This is a genomic window from Thalassobacillus pellis (assembly GCF_016908295.1).
Taxonomy (GTDB): Bacteria; Bacillota; Bacilli; order Bacillales; family Halobacillaceae; genus Thalassobacillus; species Thalassobacillus pellis.
Genome location: NZ_JAFBDO010000001.1, coordinates 934,183 through 954,205 on the forward strand (window position 1 = coordinate 934,183; position 20,023 = coordinate 954,205).

The 20,023-nt window shown below is 42.8% G+C and carries 19 protein-coding genes; 8 read left to right on the plus strand and 11 right to left on the minus strand.

Annotated features, from left to right (window positions below):
* Positions 1-23: 23 nt before the first annotated feature.
* Positions 24-1,745 (minus strand): aminodeoxychorismate synthase component I, encoded by a 1,722-nt coding sequence (pabB, locus tag JOC33_RS04385; RefSeq protein WP_205091203.1) that lies wholly within the window; start codon positions 1,743-1,745, stop codon positions 24-26.
* 2 nt (positions 1,746-1,747) lie between these two features.
* On the minus strand, positions 1,748-2,350 hold the full coding sequence (locus JOC33_RS04390; RefSeq protein WP_205091204.1) for an anthranilate synthase component II: 603 nt from the start codon (positions 2,348-2,350) through the stop codon (positions 1,748-1,750).
* 197 nt (positions 2,351-2,547) lie between these two features.
* Between JOC33_RS04390 and JOC33_RS04395 the strand changes: the two genes are divergently transcribed.
* Complete coding sequence (locus JOC33_RS04395) at positions 2,548-2,961, plus strand: hypothetical protein (protein WP_205091205.1); 414 nt, start codon at positions 2,548-2,550, stop codon at positions 2,959-2,961.
* 22 nt (positions 2,962-2,983) lie between these two features.
* Positions 2,984-5,218, plus strand: coding sequence for a molybdopterin oxidoreductase family protein (locus tag JOC33_RS04400; RefSeq protein ID WP_205091207.1), 2,235 nt, complete (start codon positions 2,984-2,986; stop codon positions 5,216-5,218).
* A gap of 179 nt (positions 5,219-5,397) precedes the next feature.
* Here JOC33_RS04400 and JOC33_RS04405 read toward each other — a convergent pair whose 3' ends face one another.
* Positions 5,398-5,775, minus strand: coding sequence for a DUF2512 family protein (locus JOC33_RS04405; protein ID WP_205091209.1), 378 nt, complete (start codon positions 5,773-5,775; stop codon positions 5,398-5,400).
* A gap of 274 nt (positions 5,776-6,049) precedes the next feature.
* Here JOC33_RS04405 and JOC33_RS04410 point away from each other — a divergent pair, with 274 nt between their 5' ends.
* From JOC33_RS04410 to JOC33_RS04435, 6 genes are all read left to right on the plus strand, one after another.
* Entirely contained in the window at positions 6,050-6,208 is a 159-nt protein-coding gene (locus tag JOC33_RS04410) for a hypothetical protein (protein WP_205091211.1), read from the plus strand.
* Between the two features lie 186 nt (positions 6,209-6,394).
* Positions 6,395-7,597: a M20 metallopeptidase family protein gene (locus JOC33_RS04415; protein ID WP_205091213.1), complete on the plus strand. Its 1,203-nt coding sequence runs from the start codon at positions 6,395-6,397 to the stop codon at positions 7,595-7,597.
* Complete coding sequence (locus JOC33_RS04420) at positions 7,598-8,896, plus strand: amidohydrolase (protein WP_205091214.1); 1,299 nt, start codon at positions 7,598-7,600, stop codon at positions 8,894-8,896.
* On the plus strand, positions 8,889-10,148 hold the full coding sequence (locus JOC33_RS04425; protein WP_205091215.1) for a M20 family metallo-hydrolase: 1,260 nt from the start codon (positions 8,889-8,891) through the stop codon (positions 10,146-10,148). The genes JOC33_RS04420 and JOC33_RS04425 overlap by 8 nt, the downstream gene beginning before the upstream one ends.
* Positions 10,138-11,442 (plus strand): hypothetical protein, encoded by a 1,305-nt coding sequence (locus JOC33_RS04430; RefSeq protein ID WP_205091216.1) that lies wholly within the window; start codon positions 10,138-10,140, stop codon positions 11,440-11,442. Before JOC33_RS04425 ends, JOC33_RS04430 begins: the two co-directional genes overlap by 11 nt.
* Before the next feature lie 76 nt (positions 11,443-11,518).
* The gene (locus JOC33_RS04435; RefSeq protein ID WP_205091217.1) at positions 11,519-13,045 is read left to right on the plus strand and encodes an AbgT family transporter; all 1,527 of its coding nucleotides are present in this window, start codon (positions 11,519-11,521) and stop codon (positions 13,043-13,045) included.
* 56 nt (positions 13,046-13,101) lie between these two features.
* On the opposite strand, the gene JOC33_RS04440 is transcribed toward JOC33_RS04435, so the two are convergent.
* The 8 genes from JOC33_RS04440 to JOC33_RS04475 all read right to left on the minus strand — a co-directional run bounded on the left by JOC33_RS04440 (position 13,102) and on the right by JOC33_RS04475 (position 20,013).
* Positions 13,102-13,623: an RDD family protein gene (locus JOC33_RS04440; RefSeq protein ID WP_205091218.1), complete on the minus strand. Its 522-nt coding sequence runs from the start codon at positions 13,621-13,623 to the stop codon at positions 13,102-13,104.
* 288 nt (positions 13,624-13,911) lie between these two features.
* Entirely contained in the window at positions 13,912-15,201 is a 1,290-nt protein-coding gene (locus tag JOC33_RS04445; RefSeq protein ID WP_205091219.1) for a TRAP transporter large permease, read from the minus strand.
* A complete protein-coding gene (locus JOC33_RS04450; protein WP_205091221.1) occupies positions 15,198-15,677 on the minus strand; it encodes a TRAP transporter small permease in 480 nt (159 codons plus the stop codon). Before JOC33_RS04450 ends, JOC33_RS04445 begins: the two co-directional genes overlap by 4 nt.
* A gap of 81 nt (positions 15,678-15,758) precedes the next feature.
* Positions 15,759-16,781: a TRAP transporter substrate-binding protein gene (locus JOC33_RS04455; protein ID WP_205091222.1), complete on the minus strand. Its 1,023-nt coding sequence runs from the start codon at positions 16,779-16,781 to the stop codon at positions 15,759-15,761.
* Between the two features lie 55 nt (positions 16,782-16,836).
* Complete coding sequence (hxlB, locus tag JOC33_RS04460) at positions 16,837-17,388, minus strand: 6-phospho-3-hexuloisomerase (protein ID WP_205091223.1); 552 nt, start codon at positions 17,386-17,388, stop codon at positions 16,837-16,839.
* Entirely contained in the window at positions 17,372-18,010 is a 639-nt protein-coding gene (gene hxlA / locus JOC33_RS04465) for a 3-hexulose-6-phosphate synthase (RefSeq protein ID WP_205091224.1), read from the minus strand. Before hxlA ends, hxlB begins: the two co-directional genes overlap by 17 nt.
* 16 nt (positions 18,011-18,026) lie before the next feature.
* The gene (locus JOC33_RS04470; RefSeq protein ID WP_205091225.1) at positions 18,027-18,980 is read right to left on the minus strand and encodes a sugar kinase; all 954 of its coding nucleotides are present in this window, start codon (positions 18,978-18,980) and stop codon (positions 18,027-18,029) included.
* Between the two features lie 13 nt (positions 18,981-18,993).
* On the minus strand, positions 18,994-20,013 hold the full coding sequence (locus JOC33_RS04475) for a LacI family DNA-binding transcriptional regulator (protein WP_205091226.1): 1,020 nt from the start codon (positions 20,011-20,013) through the stop codon (positions 18,994-18,996).
* Between the last annotated feature and the right edge of the window lie 10 nt (positions 20,014-20,023).

Here is a 20,023-nt window from a genome sequence, read left to right on the forward strand (position 1 = left end):
TTTACCCCTCCTGGGGGTGCGCTTTATATAATTTGAGCTTTCACCCATCCTCGGACGCTGTTTATCATCCATACTGAATCAAAATCAAAGAGATGCTTTTTCTTAATCACTTTTTCTCTTAAAACTTTTTCATCCAATAATTTTTGTCGATAGGTTCCCTGTAACAGGCCACAACTTACAGGAGGTGTGAAGTATTCACCTTCACTCTCCACAACTATATTGCCAATAGTAAACTCAGTCAATTCATTATTTTCGTTATAAAGCAGTACTACATCGGCTCTTTCCGGCGCCCGGATTACATGTGACTCATATGCCTCCCGATTGGTTGTCTTATGATATAAGAAAGAATTTTCTGTGTTGATAGGCCTATCTGCCAAACTATACTTAATAGAATCCATCCTTATTACCGGCGCACTTTCGACATGAATTTCCCCTCTGTGATCCATTAACAACCGGACTTTGTGTGTACCTGAGGGAATCTTGTCAGCTATATCATCAAGTTCATTTATTACCCGGGAAATATCAATTAAAAAACCAAAATACCGGGCTGAGTCCGACAGTCGTTTTAAGTGATACTTCAGCAGAGGAAACTGCCCTTCCTCTAACTTTATAGATTCCAACAGCTGAAATACTTTTCTTCTTTCTGTCAACAGCCTTGCCTTCGTTTGCAGTTCTTCGTATTCACCTTCCGCAGTTGAATCCCATGTGATTCCTCCGCCAGCTCCATATATCGCTTCACGCTCCCTTTTATCAAGGACAACAGTACGGATTGGCACATTGAATATCGCTTCCCGATACGGAGTGATATAACCGATGGCCCCGCAATAAATTCCCCGTGGAGATTGCTCCAGCTCGTTTATGTATTCCATTGTACTTATTTTCGGTGCACCGGTGATAGAACCACATGGGAAAAGCGCTTCAAACCAGTCAAAAACACGCTTTCCTTCTTCCAGTTCTGCTTTGATTGTCGATGTCATCTGGTGGACGGTGGGGTATTTTTCCACTTCGAATAACTGTGGAACGGTTACTGTTCCCGGTTTTGCTATCCGTCCAATATCGTTCCGAAGTAAGTCTACAATCATTAAATTCTCAGCTCGTTCTTTTTCCGATTCAGTAAGTCCATTAACCAGTAATTGGTCTTCTTCAACCGTTTTGCCTCTTCTCGCCGTACCCTTCATCGGTTTCGCGATAATTTGCCTATCACGGATTTGAAAAAATAACTCCGGGGAAGCGGACAACACTGCATAATCGCCGATATCCAAATAGGCGCTGTAAGCCCCCTGCTGATTCTTATATAGTTGTTGATAGAAAGCATATTCATCCCCGTGAAAGGAAGCCTTCATCCGTGCTGTATAGTTGACCTGGTAAGTGTCCCCCGCCTCTATCGCGTTTTTAATCTGATTGATTCCACTTCCATATTCTTTCATATCAATATCCATCTTCCATTCTCCCACCTGGAATCCCCCATTTGGGTAAACCCGGCTTTTCGGAACATGAGCTTGTTCATATATTCCAAACCACACAAGTGGTGTCTTGGTATTTCCATGCACTTTGTAAGCCGGGTCAAAAGCTGGGGCTGCCTCATAAGCAATAAACCCTGCTGCATAATAACCTTTCTCTAAAGCCTTTTCTATGCGTTCGAAAGCCCCTTGTACTTCATGAATATAATCAGCAGTAACGATTTCCAGGGGTTCTGAAAAGGACAACGGTCTATCTTTAAAATCGAATTGTAAAAATGATTCCATCCCTACACCTTCTCTTTCTTTGAAGCTGTCCGCCATTTAACAGCATAATCATAATAATTTTTAAGCATCTGAAACCCGAAGTTCGTCATAATCGATTCCGGGTGAAACTGTACTCCTTCTACAGGGTAACTACGATGCCTCACTCCCATGATTGTCCCGTCTTCACCTGTCGCTGTGATATGCAGACATGGAGGAAGATCAGCTGGGTTGGCAACGAGTGAGTGATAACGGGTGACCTTTGCAGGGGAGGGCACATCGCGGTAAGTAATAGCTTGATCATGTTCAATGGCTGTCACTTTTCCATGCATAGGCTGATGCCCCTTCACGATACTTCCTCCATAATATTCGACAATAGCCTGATGTCCGAGGCAGACACCTAATATCGGTATTGTTGACTGATATATTGCAACGATTTCCTTGCATATGGCAGCTTTTTCCGGGGTCCCTGGACCTGGGGATAATATGATTAAATCAGGCTCCAGCTTATTGATTTGATCTGTCGAAATATGGTCATTACGCACCACTGAAACTTCCGCGCACAGCTGTTGGAAATATTGGGAAAGATTGTAGGTAAATGAATCGTAGTTATCTATGATGAGAATCATGTTTTTCACCGCTTTATTTAATGTCTTTAGCTTCTCTTATTATATCCCCTAAAGAATGATAAAAAAAGACTGATTGCCTCTCCTCCCCCCACTCCCCATTGACTTTCCAGTAATGGTAATAGTTTGTAATTTGTTTCTTCAGGGAAACGCCGAATTAAAGCTGTCTATGCACCTTACAAAGGGAAGGAGATAAGCATATGTCTTTGCGTGTCCATTTTCAATATGTGGGAAAACTGGCAGAAGAACTTCTCGAAGAGGCAGATTTAACCAACACCCCTTTAGAATACCGCTATCGCACAGCCCTCCGCGAAAAAGAAACACATGTAAGAAAAACACTTGATTTATTAAAACAAAAAAATCATGATCCTGATAATTTACTGAATGCTATTTCCATCGTCTACAAAAGTGACGAAGTAGAAAAATTGCATTTTAATGGCTGGAAGAGGTTATGCCAGCAAAACAAAACGATTAAGGAAGAGGTCCTTTCAAAACTGGAAACCAAGTTTTCTCGAATGAAGACAGAACTCGAAGAAGCAGTCCCTTATGTAAAAAGCATTGCAAAAGGTCATAAGGACAGCAGAATTATCGTCCCTGCTCTATACCGGGATTAAATTTTGTAAGGAGGAGTCTACAATGACAGGAAAAGAAAATATTCCAGACGCTAATGTTGAAGCAAATGAGAATGTTGATCACTGGGTGCACAGTACCTGCAACTTATGTTCCATTGGATGCGGGTGTGAAATCGGAGTTAAGGATGACAAAATAGTCGGAATCAAAGGGGAGGTTTCTCACTCCATTAATATGGGGAAGCTTGATCCGAAAGCAAAAGATCAGTGGTATGCAAATTACAGTAAAGATCGGCTGCTTACTCCGATGGTCCGTAACGAAAACGGGGAACTGGAAAAAGCGACATGGGAGGAAGCAATGGATCTGATGGTCGAGCAAGCCAAAAAAACTTTGAAGAACAAAGGGCCGGATGGTTTTTCAATCTACTCCACTGGTCAAGGGTTCCTGGAGGACTTCTACACAATCGCCAAAGTTGGGCGGGCTGGAATCGGTACACATTTACTTGATGCCAATACCAGATTATGCACGGCCACTACGGAATGGTGTTTGCTCCAATCATTTGGTTCAGATGGAGTTCCCGCATCATTTGAAGATTTCGACCACGCTGAAACAGTGATGTTGTTCGGACATAACCCGGCAGAAACAGGTACCGTTTTATTTGATAGAATCATGGAGAGAAAAAACAGGACAGGTAAACCTTACTTAATTGTCGTTGATCCCAGGGAAACCGCATCTGCAAAAGAAGCAGATCTTCACTTGAGTTTGAAACCTGGAACAAATGCGGCACTCTTAAATGGAATCATTCGTCAAATCATATCAGATGGAAACATTGATCGTGACTATATTAGCAGAAATACCATCGAGTTTAACAGTATGCGCAATTCCATCGAGGAATGGACACTTGCGAAAACCTCAGCAATGACAGGTATACCGGAAGAACAGCTTACTCTGGCAGCTAAGGTACTGGGAGAAACTCCTTCCCTTGTATCCACCACCCTGCAAGGAGCATTCCAGAGCAGTGATGCTACAACAGCATGTGTGGCCATCAATAATCTGCATCTTATGCGCGGCCTGATAGGAAAGCCAGGATGTGGTCCATTCCACATGGCTGGTCAGCCAAGTTCTTCTGGCAATCGTACTGTAGGCGGTGTCGGTACTTATCCAGGGAATCGCAATCCTGCCAACCCTGATCATTTGAATGAAATGGCAGAATTATGGAATATTGATGCAGAAAAACTCGAAATCGGACCAGAAAAAGGAATCATGAAACAGATTGAAATGATTGAAAATGATAAAATCAGCTTTTTCTGGAACATCCATACTAATCCACTGGTATCGTTACCAAACAGACAACGTGCCAAAAAGGCGTTGGAGAAAGCCTTTGTCGTAGTACAAGATCCATTTTTAACTGAAACGACAGAAGTGGCGGATATTGTCCTGCCGCCGGCCATGTGGGGAGAAAAGGAAGGCACAATGGAAAACGCAGATCGTACCATCAATTTATTAAGGAAGGCAGTGGAACCGCCTGAAGGTGTCAAATCAGATTTTGAGATATTAGTAGAGTTCAGCAACCGTATGGGCTTTAAGGATAAAGACGGTAATCCATTAATTCAATATACTACTCCAGAGGAAGCCTTTGAAGAGTGGAAAAAGGTATCTAAAGGACGCCCAAGTGATATGTCCGGTATGACCTATGAATTATTGGAAAAAGAAAAAGGCATTCGCTGGCCGGCAACGGAAGACAAACCCGAAGGAACAACACGCTTGTATGAAGATCAGACCTTCCCCACCAATATCGACTATTGCCAAAGCTTTGGAAAAGATCCAATCACAGGAAGGCCTAAAACAAAAGCAGAATTCCAACAGAAAAATGCCGATGGGAGAGCCATTTTCCAACCCACCTATTACTTTGGTTCACCTGAAATGCCACAAGATGAGTATCCTTTCTGGCTAAATACTGGCAGGCTGCTCTGGCACTGGCATACACGAACGAAAACTGCCCGTTCTAAAAAGTTAGAAGAAAAAGCACCTCGAGCTTATGTGGAGATGAATGAGGATGACGCTTACTCTCTTAGAATCAATCAGGATGACCTTGTACGCGTCACTTCCCCACGAGGCGAAATTCAACTGCCTGTCCACGTTGATAACAGAATTAATCAAGGTGAGGTATTCATTCCTTTCCATTATGGAAATTGGGACGGTGAGCAATCGGCAAATGAAATGACCATGGATGTTGTCGACCCTGTATCTCATCAGCCTATTTTGAAACAAGCTGTCTGTAAGGTCGAAAAAATTTCATAAATCGGCCGGAAGAAAAAACCATGTCAAAAATTCCACTTACATTAAATACGAGGCGCACTTCCTTTCCCACCGGGAATGAGAGCATGGTTTTATATTGGAATTTCCCTCAAACAAAATGACTCTGCTTCACCTAGCTCACCCTGGCTAGATGAAGCAGAGTCTTTTTCACAGTCTCTATTTCAATAATTATGCAATTGAAACGGCCGCTTCTTATGCAGCACTAATTTAGCGATATGCTTGTGGAAGAACCATTCTCCTAACGCAAGTACAGCAGCAGTAAGGATGCCCGCCTGTACGAGGGAGACCATATGATTTGTCAAAGCGAGCCCATAACCAAAAACAACAGCGAACACCAAGACGAAATCTGTTATAGTCGCCATACTGTTACCTGTTTTTGGGAAGATGTTTAAATCCCCTATAGGATAAGATAGACCCCCTACTACTGCGGTCAGAATTAATACATCTATCAACGAAACATTAAAAACAAACCCCAAAATCACAAGCAAGACAGCAAAAGTCATAACCCCCTTGATCGTCAAGGCTTTTAGGTGGTCCATCTAACCCCTCCTTTTTGACTCATCCTATGGAAAAAGTTTCCCATTATTTTTTTGTGTAAACTTATCTAACCAAGTAGTAACAAAATTGTAAACTAAGCCCATTTCATGGAGAGTAACATCAAAAACTATGTTTTAAGACACGCTTCACCGGATATAACTTTAATAAGCATAAGCTAATGGCGCATTATTGCTTGAACAGTTAGCAAACAACTGATTTGCTGGCTGAAAAAGTCAATGAAGCGTCATTTTCATTTTCCTTGAAAAGGTGATTCGAATGGCAAATGAACAAGAACGTTCCTACAGAAATTCTGATCCCCCTGAACAAAAAAGCAAGGAACAAGACCCTAATAAGGATATTGATCCACAACGCGAACAAAGTGAAGCACAGAAAAATAAATCCAGCGAAAAAAACCCTGACGACTTTAATGGATAGACCTCTTCCCCCGTCACTAAAACAGGCTCCTGACATATAAGGAGCCTGTTTTAATTATATTTTCCCATTTCTGAAAATTTAAAATATATCCGTGACATATTTATTATTTTTGTTATACTGTTTTGTAATGAGTCATTTAAGGAATATTTACGGAATATTTCCTTAAATAATTAGAGGAGTGCAATCATGGTAATAAATACTATTTCGGGTCATGTGCAGGAAATAAAGAATGAAATTATCGAAACCAGGCGAAAGTTGCATCAAAACCCTGAACTGAGTGGAGAAGAATATGAAACGTCTGCGCTAGTCCAGCAAAAGCTTGAGGAATACGGTATCCCTTATCAAACCGGCTTCGCTGGAACTGGTGTACTTGGCATTATAAAAGGATCTTCGCCAGGGAAGACTGTAGCGCTCAGGGCTGACATGGATGCTTTGCCAATCCAGGAAATGAACGATCTTCCCTTTACTTCACAAAAAGAAGGTATCATGCATGCCTGTGGACACGATGCCCATACTGCCATGCTTTTAGGAGCAGGCTATACGCTTCGACAAATGAAAGAACAGATTAACGGGACTGTCCTGTTAGTTTTTCAGCCCTCGGAGGAAAATGCTCCTGTCGGTGGAGCTCAGCAGATGATGGACGATGGAATATTTTCAGAATACAGACCAGATGTTATTTATGGCCAACATGTATGGCCGACATTGCCAGTGGGTGAAATTGGCGTCCGCGATAAGGAGATGATGGGTGCTTCTGACCGCTTTAAAGTGACAGTGACCGGTCGAGGAGGGCATGCAAGCATGCCACAGGAAAGTAATGATGCCATCATTATCACAAATCAGATTATTTCGAGCCTCCAAACGATTGTTTCGAGAAATGTCGACCCTTTGGAAGCGGCAGTCGTAACCATCGGAAAAATAGAAGGTGGTTATCGATATAATGTCATTGCCGATAAAGTGACATTGGAGGGCACTGTGCGCACCTACCTCCCCCAAATCAAAGAAAAAGTGAAGGATCGCCTTCACACGATTATCCGGCAAACTGCCTCCGCCTTTGATGGTAATGCCGAAATAGAATACCTGGATGGCTATCCGGCGACAATCAACACACCAAAATGGGCAAACCAGGTACGTATGTCCGCCCAGGAATTATTAGGAGAACAAGCTACACCGGATGTAGCACCTGTGTTAGCAGGGGAAGATTTTTCCCGGTTCCTGCAAAATATTCCTGGAGCATTCATATGGCTGGGAACACAAATACCAGATAAAGAAAACCAAAAGCCGCTCCATGACCCTCGTTTCCAACTGGATGAACATGCTCTTCCAAATGGATGCAAGCTTTTAGCAAAAGTAGCAATCGACACACTGACCAATCTAAAAGGGAGTGATTAAATGAAAGATGATTTCATGGCCCGCGTGTTACCAGACCTTTTCACATGGCGAAGGTGTCTTCATCAGCAGCCTGAACTTGGTTTTATGGAGTACAAGACAACTTTTCTGTTAAGTAAAGAATTAGAGAAGCTGGGGTTTGAACTGCATATAGGCAAGGACGCTTTAAAGAGTGAGTCACGTCTTGGATTACCAACAGAGGAAGAACTGAATGAACAGGAACAAAAGGCATTAAGATGGGGGGTGGATGAAGAATCATTGGAAAAAATGAGTGGGGGAAACACGGGACTGGTAGCCATTTTAGACACAGGCAGGCCGGGAGACCATGTCGCCTTTCGTTTTGATATTGATGCGCTTCCTATTAACGAAAGTGAAGATTCCAGCCATTTACCTTTCCAAAAAGGCTTTCGTTCCCGGGAGCATGATGTGATGCATGCATGCGGACATGACGGCCATACTGCGATCGGTATTGGTGTCGCTCGTTATATCTCCGAAAAGAAAGATACATTAAGAGGGAAATTCACCTTGCTTTTTCAGCCCGCGGAAGAAGGCGGCCGTGGTGCAAAGGCTATGACAGATAAAGGATGGCTGCATGGGGTCCATCGCTTCTATACAGGTCATATCGGAATAGAATCGATGCCGGCCGGGACGATTGCCGCAACAACAGAAGGGTTTCTGGCTTCCTCTAAAATGAATATCCGTTATAAAGGGACAGCTGCCCATGCAGGCATGAAGCCGGAGGATGGAAAAAATGCGCTGCTCGCAGGGGCTACCGCAGCCACACAACTATACGCTATTCCCCGTCATAGCGGCGGCACTACGCGGATTAATGTTGGCAGGCTGGAAGCAGGAAGAGGAAGAAATATCATCTCAGATACAGCCTATTTAGAAGTGGAAACACGGGGAGAAACGAAAGATATCAACAACTATGTGTGGAATGAAGCAAAAAGGATGCTGCATGCGTCTGCCTCCATGCATGACGTTGAATTAGATATTGTTTTTGTTGGGGAAACAGAGGAAATTAACTGTGATGCAGGTATGATCGACCGGGTTACTCATTTTTGTGAAAAAAGTGATTACGTCCAAAGAGTCCTTCCTGTCGCTCCTGTATCCGGTTCCGAGGATGCAAGTTTCATGGTAAATGCGGTGCAAAAGCAAGGTGGGGAAGCTACCTATATGTTATTTGGCACCCAGTTACCTTACGGGCATCATCATCCTGCTTTTGATTTTGATGAGGCTGTACTCCCTGTGGCTTTGGATACTTTTATCCATATTTTAAAAGGGGGTTCGTCCTATGAGTGATATAAGAATGTGGCTCGAAAAAAAGCTTCTGCAATTGAATCTTACAAATTCCATGGATGTCCCTGAAGGGTTTACAAGACTCAGCTATACAGAAGATGAAGCAAGGGCTCACCACGAATTTCGTTCCATTGCAGCTGATTTGGAATTATCGACATTCACGGATAACGCCGGAAACCAGTGGGCGGTATGGGAAACAGACAGTAATGCCCCTACTGTAGCAGTAGGCTCTCATCTCGATACGGTACATAATGGTGGTGGTTATGACGGTGTCGCAGGAGTATTATGCGGGCTTGCCGCAGTAAAGATACTTAAGGATCAACATTTTACACCGCAAAAAAACATTGCCATCATCTGCTTTGCTTCAGAGGAATCAGCAAGATTCGGGGTATCTACAATTGGCAGCAAGGCCATTGCAGGATTGCTGGACAAAGAGGAGCAGGCGGGAGTGACGGATGCTGAAGGGACTACCATAAAAGATGCTGTAAACAGCTTTGGGGCAGATTGGGATGTTATAGAACAAGCTGAGCAGACGAAAGATGCTTTAGAGAGTTTCATTGAACTGCATATTGAGCAGGGAACCCGAATCGAAAACAATAATGCTGATATTGGGATTGTCCGTGGTGTCGCCTGTCCAATTCGATTAAAAGTAACAGCAAATGGGATGGCCAATCATACTGGTACTACTCCAATGCATGCACGGAAGGATGCATTTGCAGCCATTTCTCCCTTAGTCAGCTTTGTGGAACAGGAAGCCAAAATGGTCTCAAGTACAAAAGCTATACCGCTGGTTGCAACTGTCAGCACCGTCAAACTATGGCCCAATGCTATGAACGTCATTCCAGGAAAAGTAGAATTTGGAATTGATATCAGAAGCGTGGATGATGCTTCCAAGCATAATATGGTAACTGCTATAACAGCCTATTCCGCCCAAATAGAAGCGAGAACAGGTGTGGAAATCGTGATTGACACATTGGTTGATAATAATTCTGTCTTCCTTGCTCCTTCCATTCAGGAAAAGTTAAGACAAGCGAGTCAAAACCTTGGATTTAAGTCGTTACTGATGGATAGCGGCGCAGGACATGACGTCATGAATATGGCAATGAAATGGCCATCAGGACTGATTTTTATACCGTGCGAAAAAGGTATAAGTCATCACCCTAATGAGCATGCACGGTTAGAAGACCTTCAAAAAGGTACACATGTCATAGCTGAGTACTTACGAAAGGAAACAGGTGAGATACATGGAAACTAAAATCGGAGTTATTGGGCCAAAGGATTCTATGGAAAGAATTCAGTATGTCGCCCAGGAATTTAAAAACATTGAATTCATTCCATTCATTTATGAAAAACTTTCAGACATTAAAGGCATCCTTTCCAAACATCGCCATGAAGTCGACCAATGGTTCTTTTCCGGAGTACTAAATTACACCTATGCAAGTGAAAACGGACTGATAACAGCAGATGAGGCGAGCTATCCACCATTGCATGGAGCCAGCTTTTTCGGAGTATTGCTAGAAGCACAATTAACAGAAAATAAAGTCTTTAAAAGCGTTGGGATTGATACTGTATCCAATGAAGAAATTGAAAAAATTCTTTCCTTTTATCATTTAGAGCCGCTCACCTATCACAACCACCCTTTTGAAGGCTACAACCACATAGAAGATCTCGTAAATCACCATAAAACTTTATATGAACAAGGAAAGACAGAAGTGGTCATTACTTCCATTAAGAATGTCTATTACGAACTGAAAAACCTCGGTATTCCGGTGTTTCGGGTAACCCCTTCTTACCTGTCCATACGGCTGATCATTCAATACCTGGAAGAACGGGCCCAATCGAACAGGTATCGCAATTCCCAGATAGCTATAATTGGATGCAAAATCCTCTTTAACCTTGATAAACTCGACGAGGTCTATTATTCCTTCAAAATGAAACACCAGGAACTTGATTTAAAACGTTATCTATTAAAAGTCGCTGAAAAAACAAATGGATCACTGATGCAGCTTGGGGATGGTTTATTTTTCATTTTTACAACACGTGGCGAAATGAGTGAAGCAGCATACGAGGATCTAGTCAGTTTAATGGAAGATTTAAAGTTACAGGCTGACATCGACTCGAACATTTCCATCGGATTTGGAGAAACAGTATCCCAGGCTGAACAAAATGTACGACTGGGGTTCCGAAACAGCAAGCAGTATCCCGAGGCAACTATCCTTCTGGTAGACGAAGACCAATCCATCACTTTAAAAAGCAGGCAGACGGAAGACCTCTCTTACCAAACCAGGGAAACAGGCATTTCGTGGCGTGAAAAAATCAAGGGAGCCTCCATCAGCCCTGGTGTAGTTTCAAAGATCCTTGCCTATACCAGTCAATACCATCGCCCCCAGTTTACTTCTCAGGATTTAGCACGATGGCTCCAGAGTTCGGAGCGAAACGGACGCAGAATTATAACTGAGATGGAAAAGGCTGGACTTATCGAGCAATGTGGAGAAGCTCAATCAGGAGAACGCGGACGACCAAGGAAGGTATTTACTTTTATTAAATAGCTCTCAGGCATTTCCAAATCACTATTTCGGAATATTTTAGGTAAATTTCCAAAAATAACTAGAAAGGGTGAAGAAAATGACTACACAAACGAACACTTCAGGAGGAAAGGGTTTAAATCGATTTTTGAATGTGATCGAACGTGCGGGAAACCGCTTGCCAGATCCTTTCATGCTATTTGTCTACCTGGCTTTTTTTGTCATCATATTGTCCTGGGTCATTTCTCTTTTCGATGTAACATTCACCAAACCAGGCGGCGAAGAAACCGTTGCCATTAAAAGCCTGATTTCCGGAGAAGGTCTCCGCTATATTTTAAGTTCGATGCTGGAGAACTTTGTCGGCTTCAAACCGCTTGGACTGGTACTTGCTATGATGCTCGGAATCGGATTGGCGGACAAAGTTGGCCTGCTTGAGACAGCAATCAAAAGCACAATTTTAAAAGCGCCCCCTGCCCTTATCACTTATGCTGTCATATTTGTCGGTATCCTAGGTAACCTGGCATCCGATGCTGCCTTTGTCATCGTACCTCCCCTTGCAGCAATGGTATTTTTCACGGTAGGCAGACACCCGCTTGCCGGTCTTGCAGCTGGCTTCGCCGGAGTTGGGGCTGGTTTCACTGCAAATATCATTATTGCCGGAACAGATGCTTTGCTATCTGGTATTACTACCGAGGTAGTCCAGACACTTGACCCTGATATGGTAGTTACGCCAGTGGATAACTGGTATTTCATGATGGTTTCTGTCGTTGTCCTTTCCATAACTGGAGCCTTAATTACGGAAAAAATAGTAGAACCGAGGTTAGGACAATATGATGGTAAAGGTGGAACAGAGCTGGAAAAGTCTACATCTATAGAAAAACGCGGTTTGCGTAATGCAGTAATTGCAGCAGGTATTTTTATTGCTGTTTTGTTAATCGCTTTATTTTTCCCAGGCACCCCGTTAAGAAATGATGAAGGCGGCCTTATTCCTTCCCCGTTTCTGGATGGTATTGTTCCAATCATCCTGCTGTTTTTCATTACGGTCGGTATCACCTATGGGAGAACAGTCAATAAAATTGAAAGCAACAGGGATATAGCTACTTTCATGAGTGAAGCAATGAAGGATATGTCAGGGTTCATTGTCCTTATCTTCGCAGCCGCACAATTCATCGCTTACTTTGACTGGACTAATATTGGTACATGGATAGCGGTCAGTGGAGCTAGCTTTCTGGAATCTATTGGGTTAACGGGAATTGCAGTTATTATCGGTTTCGTACTCCTTACTGCGGTAATGAACCTGTTAATATTCAGCGGCTCTGCCCAATGGGCACTTGAAGCACCAATTTTCGTAAAAATGTTCTATCTATTAGATTTTCATCCAGCATTCATACAAGCGGCATTTCGTATAGCCGATTCTTCAACAAATATTATTACTCCAATGAATCCATATATCATTATCGTACTGGCATTCATGAAAGAATACGATAAAAAAGCTGGCCTTGGTACATTGATTGCCTTGATGCTCCCATACAGTATTATCTTTCTTTCCGTATGGATCGTGCTGTTACTTGCGTTTGCTTTTTTTGGAATTCCATTCGGACCAGGCATCCATATGTACATGAATTAAGAAATGCGCCCAGGGTATAGTGCCCTGGGCGCTTAATTTTGTGATTTTCTATTTTTCTATTCATTCTTAACTATCACTGTCGTTCCAGCCGCCATATCATAAATGTTTTTTCTCTTTTCATTAAACAACGGAAATACCAGATATGCTATTGCTGTCAAATTAGCAGCACTGAGGGCAAACAGGGCAGCCCCTTCAGGAAAATCAGTCGGCATTACTAAGCGCCAAATGCCAAAATGAGCAATTTCCCAGGGTAAGAATTTTACCGCAGAGCGGATGGCAGACTGGAAAACCCCTATCCTTCCCCCTGCTTTATTAATTACGTGGAGCCCTAAAACTCTTTTTCCCCATGACCCTTGCCAGCTTGACTGTTCACTGATAATAAAATACAGGGAGACAGGCAGTGTCATCATAAAGAAACCTAGTAATTGGGCAATCGCAGGAGACTCAGAGAACAAGCGCTCCATATCTGTCCAAAGTAAAAAGGAAATGCCTCCTACCACCAGGACTCCATATGAAGCGATAAGGACATAATCGATCAGGAAAGCATATATTCTTGATTGAAAAGAGGCAACAGGCAAATGAAGCACTCCTTTGCATATGGTTTCCTCTTATTCTACCATTAGATTTGCTAAATATTAGACAAGACTTTTTTGCCTTGTTGAGTCTCACCAATCGCTTGCCGGTGGATGCTTGCCGCGGGCACGGCCTAAAGCTATAGTGGATCTTCGGCTCGCGCTGTTCCCGCAGGCGTCACCACCTCTCCCTCCTCGTGGAATCAACCATGCTATAACCGTATGTTGTTATGCGATTAATTCATTTACCTTCATTGAACAGCCAACACCTAACGTCTTAGCTGTCTGAATTATTCAAAATAATCCCGGGTTTATTTTCTGAGGTAAATAAAATGCAATATCCGGGAAGAATGCTAATCCGAACAATACTACTAATATGACTGCGATATATGGCATGACCGCACCGAACGACCGCTCTATCGACAGCTTCCCTATTTTTGCTGCCAACAATAAACACAATCCATACGGCGGTGTTACCAGCCCCACAGCCAATGTGATTACTGTAATCAGCCCAAGTAATACCGGGTCTATTTCAAAGGTGATGGCCACAGGAAGTATAACTGGTATGAACAGAATCATGGCTGGAATTGCGTCCATAAATGTTCCGATAAACAAGAAAAACGCTATGATAATAAGAAGGAAAACCCACTTACTATCAATATTTTCTGTAAAGAATTGATTAGCCCATGCAGATAATTGATAATAACTCATCAGTTCCCCAAGCGCACTAGCTGCCGCCAATGCGAATAGAGACAGCGAACTGAGTGTAATGGTGTCAATCAGGATTCTTGGAAAGTCTTTCAACTTCAATGTTTTGTAAATAAACATTCCTACAAACACGGTATATAGTGATGCAAATGCAGCGGCTTCTGTTGCTGTGAATATACCGCTGATAATCCCGCCAATCAGGATGACCGGCGTCATCATTGCCGGAATGGTCTGGACGAACTGCTTCATGAAATTCTTGGCAGACGCACGCTGATAAGTCGGATAACCCCGCTTTAGAGCAAGCATATAGACAATCGCCATCATTCCTAGTCCAATCAACACACCAGGAACGATACCGACGATAAATAATGCCCCTACTGAAACATTGGTAAGACCTGCATAAATGATCATCGGGATACTAGGCGGGATGACTACCCCTATCGTCGAAGAGGCAGCAGTGACACCTACAGCGGTCTCTTTATCGTAACCCTGCTTTTTCATGCTCGGAATCAGAATTTTCCCCACACCTGCTGTATCTGCCTGTGCCGCACCGGACACACCGGCAAATAGCATTGAAACCAGAATATTAGCATGTGCCAATCCTCCGCGGATGTGTCCTACGACAGACAGCGAAAAATCAATCAGTTTCTGTGAGATCTGACCGCTGTTCATGAGGTTAGCAGCCAGAATGAATAAAGGCACCGCTATAAGCACGAAAGAATCCAGCCCATTCAGCATTTTCACAGGAACTGTGACTTCAGGTATATATGGAATATTCATGATTCCTAACATCGCCACAATTCCGATTACAAACGCAATAGGAATGCCGATAACCATTAAAATGACAAATAAACCTACTAGTATCGGACCAATCATTCGACTGCCTCCTCTCTATTAAAATTCTTTATGGTTTGGAAAATATTATTCAGTATATAGATGACCATGGTTCCCCCCATAATTGGCACAGAAATCCATACATACCCCATCTTCATTTCTGAAAGAGATACCCAATTATAGTTCCAGAAGCTTTGAACAGCTTGCATTCCGTAAAAAAAGATCGCAAAACTGAAAGCTAGCAATATCAAATCATTGAAAATATACAGGGAATTGCGCTTTCTCCCTTTAAGCTTCTTCAATAATAGATCAAATTTGAAGTGCTCTCGTCTATTCACCATGACCGCCGCTCCCATAAAGACTGACCAGATGAATGCATAGTTTGCCACTTCACCTGTCCAGACCACCGATACTCCTAAGTATCTGGTGATTACCTGAATGAGAATGGCAATGAAAAAGATACACAGAAATAAGATTCCTATTGTCAACTGTATACGTTCCAGCCATTTAATGAACATGCTATTCTTACCTCCTTAAGAGTTATAAGGAAAGGGCACTTATAGGTGCCCTTTGTATTCCCTTAAACTCCATATTGCTATTTATTTCAACTCTCTGATCTTCTTCAGCATTTCTGTTGCTCCGATTTCTTCAGCAGTCTTATCTTGAAGAGGTTTAGCCAGTTCGATAAATGGTTTACGGTCGATTTGGTTGACCTTCGCCCCATCCTCAATAGCTTTTTGTTTATATTCCTCTTCCTGTTTTTTGACAGCTTCTCTTTCTGCTTTTACAGACGCCTTTGCAGCTTCCATAATGATCTCTTGCTGTTTTTTGCTGTAAGATTCAAATTTCTTTCCATTGACCAGCAGGAAACGGGTCGTGTAGTCATGTGCTGTTTCGGTAATATACTTTCCGTTTTCTGTTTTGTGGTGGTTTTGCTGCACAAAATAAGGATAAGCATTCTCGGCTGAATCAACGACATTCTGCTCAAGAGCCTGGTAAAGTTCACCCCATGCTACGGAAGTAGGGACAGCTCCCGTCTGTTCCCAATAGCTTGCTACAGCACCAGAAGTCTGTGTCCTGAATTTCATGCCTTCAATATCTTCCATGGATTGAAGAGGTTTCTTACCGTAATAATGACGTACACCTGCTGACCAATATCCGAGCAATTTGAAGTCGTTATTGGACTTTTTATTAATGATTTTTGCCATCTTATCGCCAACTTCACCATCGACTACTTTTTCCCAATGCTCATAGCTGTCGAACATATACGGGATAGCAAATAGATCGATTTCATCAATTCCGGTTTTACTCATGAAACCAGGGGATACAAGCACAACATCTGCACCGCCGAGCTTAAGTTTCTCGACAAGCTCGGACTCGCTTGTCCCAAGTGTACCAGCATGTACTTCAACTTCTATCTTTCCTCCAGACTTCTCTTCAGCTACTTCTTTGAATTTCAGTAATCCTGTTTGATAAGGGTTTTCCGGAGATGTCTGGTTGTGGGCTGCTACGATTTTTATCTTTCCATCTCCGCCCCCTGCTCCGCTTCCTGAACCTCCACAGGCCGTCAATGTAAACAGCCCGGCTGCAAGGGTTAAAAATAGTGCGATAAATTTTTTCATATTATGAATCTCCCTTCCAAATAATTGAATTCGCTTTCATAAAGGATAGTAGAATTTATTCCATGTTGGCATGTCTTTCTGTCATCTCTTTATATCCATTTTCATCCGTATTAAGGGTGTGGATGATGACAGCATCAAGCAATAAATGAACAGATTGATCGAATTGATTCCCCAGCGGCTGAATTGTTTCTGGCTCATTCGGTTTCCGCTTTTTCGTGGCTGCTGGTATCGTCAATACGCCTTCACTTAAACCTGCAAGTTTTGACTCTGGATTGGTTGTTATCAAAAACACATTAGCCCCTGACTCTTTAGCTTTCTCTGCGTATTGGACAATGGACGACGTTGTTCCAGAACCTGAAATTGCCACGAGTAAATCACTTTCTCCAATACTTGGTGTAATGGTCTCTCCCGTTACATAGACTTCAAACCCGCCGTGCATCAAGCGCATAGCAATCGCTTTTCCCATTAAACCAGAACGTCCTTCACCGGTTATGAAGATGCGCTTACTGTTTTTTAAATGCTCCGATAAATCAATGGCCTCGTTCTCGTCAACAAGACGAAGTACTTTTGAAATCTCTTCACTGACCGTATCAATTACCTTTCTCATGATCCCGCATCACCTCTTTCAATTCCCGGGCGGCTTTTTGTCGATCCTTTTGCTTTGTTATAGCAGAACCGACGATGACCGTATCCGGTTGATATACCAGCACTTCCGGCAGGGACTGCAAATTTATCCCGCCAGCCACTGCGATTTCCATCGCATGAGTATCTTCTACCAATGAAAAAACCTCTTTGCCCATTGTCCCTGTTTCCTGCATATCTTTTCCAAAATGGATACTGACCAGATTAACACCAAGACTTCTCAACTGCTCGATTCTTTGTTTATTTGTAACACCAAGCAGGTCTACCATTACCCGCTTGTTGTGCTCCCGGGCAGCTTCCAATGTGTCCGAAATGGTTTTATCAGCTGCGAAAGCCATTACCGTCATGATGTCTGCTCCTGCTTCGAAAGCCTGGGTGGCTTCAGCTCTCCCAGCGTCACAGGTTTTCATATCGGCAACCAGTGTCTTATCGGGATAAGTCTTTTTTATCTGTCTTGTTAATTCCATGCCATATTCCTTGATGATGCCAGTACCTATTTCAATCCAATCAATATTATCACTCGTCTCTTTTAAAATCCCGAAACATTCTTCCTTCGTCAGACGATCAAGCGCCAGCTGTAAATTCATTACCTCACCTCCCAGACTATCTTTCTATCAATTCTTTTTCTCCCATTTGGATAAGTACCTCTTCCAGATAAGGAAGCCCTTCATTATCGCCATCTACACTGACAACCATGGAGCCGATTGTATTGGCAAACTGTAAAACCTTATCCAGCGGCCATTTTTGTAAAATACCATAAACGAATCCAGCATCGAATCCATCACCTGCCCCAACTGTGTCTACTACCTTGTCTGGTATAACAGCGTTCGCTGTTACCATCTCTCCTTTGTGATAGCCGACAGCTCCTTCGTCACCAAGCTTTATGGCAACAGTTTCAATATTATAATTACTGCTCTCCCGGAAAATTTCCTTTAGATCATCTGTGCCAAATAACAGTTCTGCTTCCTCTAAGCCGGTTAATAAAATATCTACATATGGGAGAAACTCTACCAAGGCAGCTTTCGCCTCTTCCCTGCTCCATAGTTTCAGACGGATGTTTGGATCAAATGAAACCATGCTGCCGCTTTCTTTTGCCAGCTTACAAGCGTATTTAATCAGTTCGATGTTTTTGGCTTGATCAATCGCCGGAAACACCCCAGTGATGTGAAGCAGGTTGGAATTCTTGATAGCTTCCGTATCAAGGGTCGCTTTCGTCAGCGTACTGGTAGGAGAGTTTTCCCGGTAATAAAAAGTCCTCCCGCTTCCATCTCCTCTCACCTCTTTGAAATTCAATGATGTCGGATACCCCTCCATCATCTTTAAAGAAGTGACGTCGATGCCTTCCCCGCGGACAAAATTATGAATATATCTGCCAAACTCATCATTGCCAAGCCTGCTTATCCATCCTGTATTTAACCCCAGGCGAGCACAGCCGATAGCAAAATTCAGTTCAGCTCCACCTACCTTCCGTTCAAATGAAGTGGCATATCTCATTGGTCCTTTATGGGAAGGGTCAAACGTAATCATGGCATCTCCAATTGTTATGACATCCTTCATGCTTATCCTCCTTTCATCCATTTCGGTATCCAACCGAATCCCTGACCATCAATTGCGGTTCAAACCGATAATCAGGAAGGTTGTCCTTACCTTGCTTCTTGCTGATTTTTGTAAGTAACACATCCGCAGCTTTTTTTCCCATCTCAAATGTAGGCTGAGCCACAGTAGTAATGGATGGCGTATAGAAGCTGGCGAATGAGACATCATCAATACCAATGACTGCTAAATCTTCAGGTATTTTAAGTCTGTTCTGTTTGACATATTTCAATATTTCAATCAATGCCAGGTCATTTCCGGCAACTACAGCTTCAGGAGGCTCTTTCAAAGAAAGCATACTTTTCATCCCGTCCTGAATCTGTTCCAGGTCAAGGCTTTTCATATATTCCTTTTGTACAGGCAAGCCATTGTCATTCATAGCTTCCTTGTAGCCTTCGATTCTTTCTACTCTTGGAGAAAGATTACGGATAATTGATGTGGTCATGATGCCGATTCGCTTATAACCTCTTTCAATAAAATGCTCGACTGCAAGCCTTGCTGCTTTTTTATTTTCCAGCATGATGGAGGAAACAGGAATACCTTGAACTTCCCTGTCGACAAAGACTACCGGATATTTTTCATCCAGCATTTTTTGATACAATTCCTTGTTACCACCAGTAGGGAAGATGATAATTCCATCCACCTGCTTGGCGCGAAGCATTTCCATATATTTTTTTTCTTTTTCCGGGTTGTCATCTGCATTACAGACAATCAGATGGAAACCATGCTCATTGCAGGCATCTTCAATGGCCCGGCTGACCTCTGTAGAAAAGTTATGAAGAATATTGGCTACTATCACACCAATCGTTTTCGTTGATTTCTGCTTTAAACTTCTGGCTACATAATTAGGCTGGTAACCCAAATCCTTAATCGCCTGTTCAATCCGCTGTTTGGTTTTTTCGCCCATATAGTCATAGCGTTTATTTAAAAATTGGGAAACAGTACTTTTAGATACCTTGGCATGCAAGGCCACATCAGCAATTGTTACCGGTTTCATGACAACCTCT

What these genes read in the sequence shown, in the direction of transcription:
- JOC33_RS04410 (WP_205091211.1), top strand. Translation starts at nt 6,050, where the DNA reads ATGGCAAATGAACAAGAACGTTCCTACAGAAATTCTGATCCCCCTGAA.
- JOC33_RS04455 (WP_205091222.1), bottom strand. Translation starts at nt 16,781, where the DNA reads ATGAAAAAATTTATCGCACTATTTTTAACCCTTGCAGCCGGGCTGTTT.
- JOC33_RS04430 (WP_205091216.1), top strand. Translation starts at nt 10,138, where the DNA reads ATGGAAACTAAAATCGGAGTTATTGGGCCAAAGGATTCTATGGAAAGA.
- JOC33_RS04450 (WP_205091221.1), bottom strand. Translation starts at nt 15,677, where the DNA reads ATGTTCATTAAATGGCTGGAACGTATACAGTTGACAATAGGAATCTTA.
- JOC33_RS04395 (WP_205091205.1), top strand. Translation starts at nt 2,548, where the DNA reads ATGTCTTTGCGTGTCCATTTTCAATATGTGGGAAAACTGGCAGAAGAA.
- JOC33_RS04400 (WP_205091207.1), top strand. Translation starts at nt 2,984, where the DNA reads ATGACAGGAAAAGAAAATATTCCAGACGCTAATGTTGAAGCAAATGAG.
- hxlB (WP_205091223.1), bottom strand. Translation starts at nt 17,388, where the DNA reads ATGAGAAAGGTAATTGATACGGTCAGTGAAGAGATTTCAAAAGTACTT.
- JOC33_RS04405 (WP_205091209.1), bottom strand. Translation starts at nt 5,775, where the DNA reads ATGGACCACCTAAAAGCCTTGACGATCAAGGGGGTTATGACTTTTGCT.
- JOC33_RS04470 (WP_205091225.1), bottom strand. Translation starts at nt 18,980, where the DNA reads ATGAAGGATGTCATAACAATTGGAGATGCCATGATTACGTTTGACCCT.
- JOC33_RS04425 (WP_205091215.1), top strand. Translation starts at nt 8,889, where the DNA reads ATGAGTGATATAAGAATGTGGCTCGAAAAAAAGCTTCTGCAATTGAAT.
- JOC33_RS04415 (WP_205091213.1), top strand. Translation starts at nt 6,395, where the DNA reads ATGGTAATAAATACTATTTCGGGTCATGTGCAGGAAATAAAGAATGAA.
- JOC33_RS04390 (WP_205091204.1), bottom strand. Translation starts at nt 2,350, where the DNA reads ATGATTCTCATCATAGATAACTACGATTCATTTACCTACAATCTTTCC.
- JOC33_RS04435 (WP_205091217.1), top strand. Translation starts at nt 11,519, where the DNA reads ATGACTACACAAACGAACACTTCAGGAGGAAAGGGTTTAAATCGATTT.
- JOC33_RS04445 (WP_205091219.1), bottom strand. Translation starts at nt 15,201, where the DNA reads ATGATTGGTCCGATACTAGTAGGTTTATTTGTCATTTTAATGGTTATC.
- hxlA (WP_205091224.1), bottom strand. Translation starts at nt 18,010, where the DNA reads ATGAATTTACAGCTGGCGCTTGATCGTCTGACGAAGGAAGAATGTTTC.
- JOC33_RS04475 (WP_205091226.1), bottom strand. Translation starts at nt 20,013, where the DNA reads ATGAAACCGGTAACAATTGCTGATGTGGCCTTGCATGCCAAGGTATCT.
- JOC33_RS04420 (WP_205091214.1), top strand. Translation starts at nt 7,598, where the DNA reads ATGAAAGATGATTTCATGGCCCGCGTGTTACCAGACCTTTTCACATGG.
- pabB (WP_205091203.1), bottom strand. Translation starts at nt 1,745, where the DNA reads ATGGAATCATTTTTACAATTCGATTTTAAAGATAGACCGTTGTCCTTT.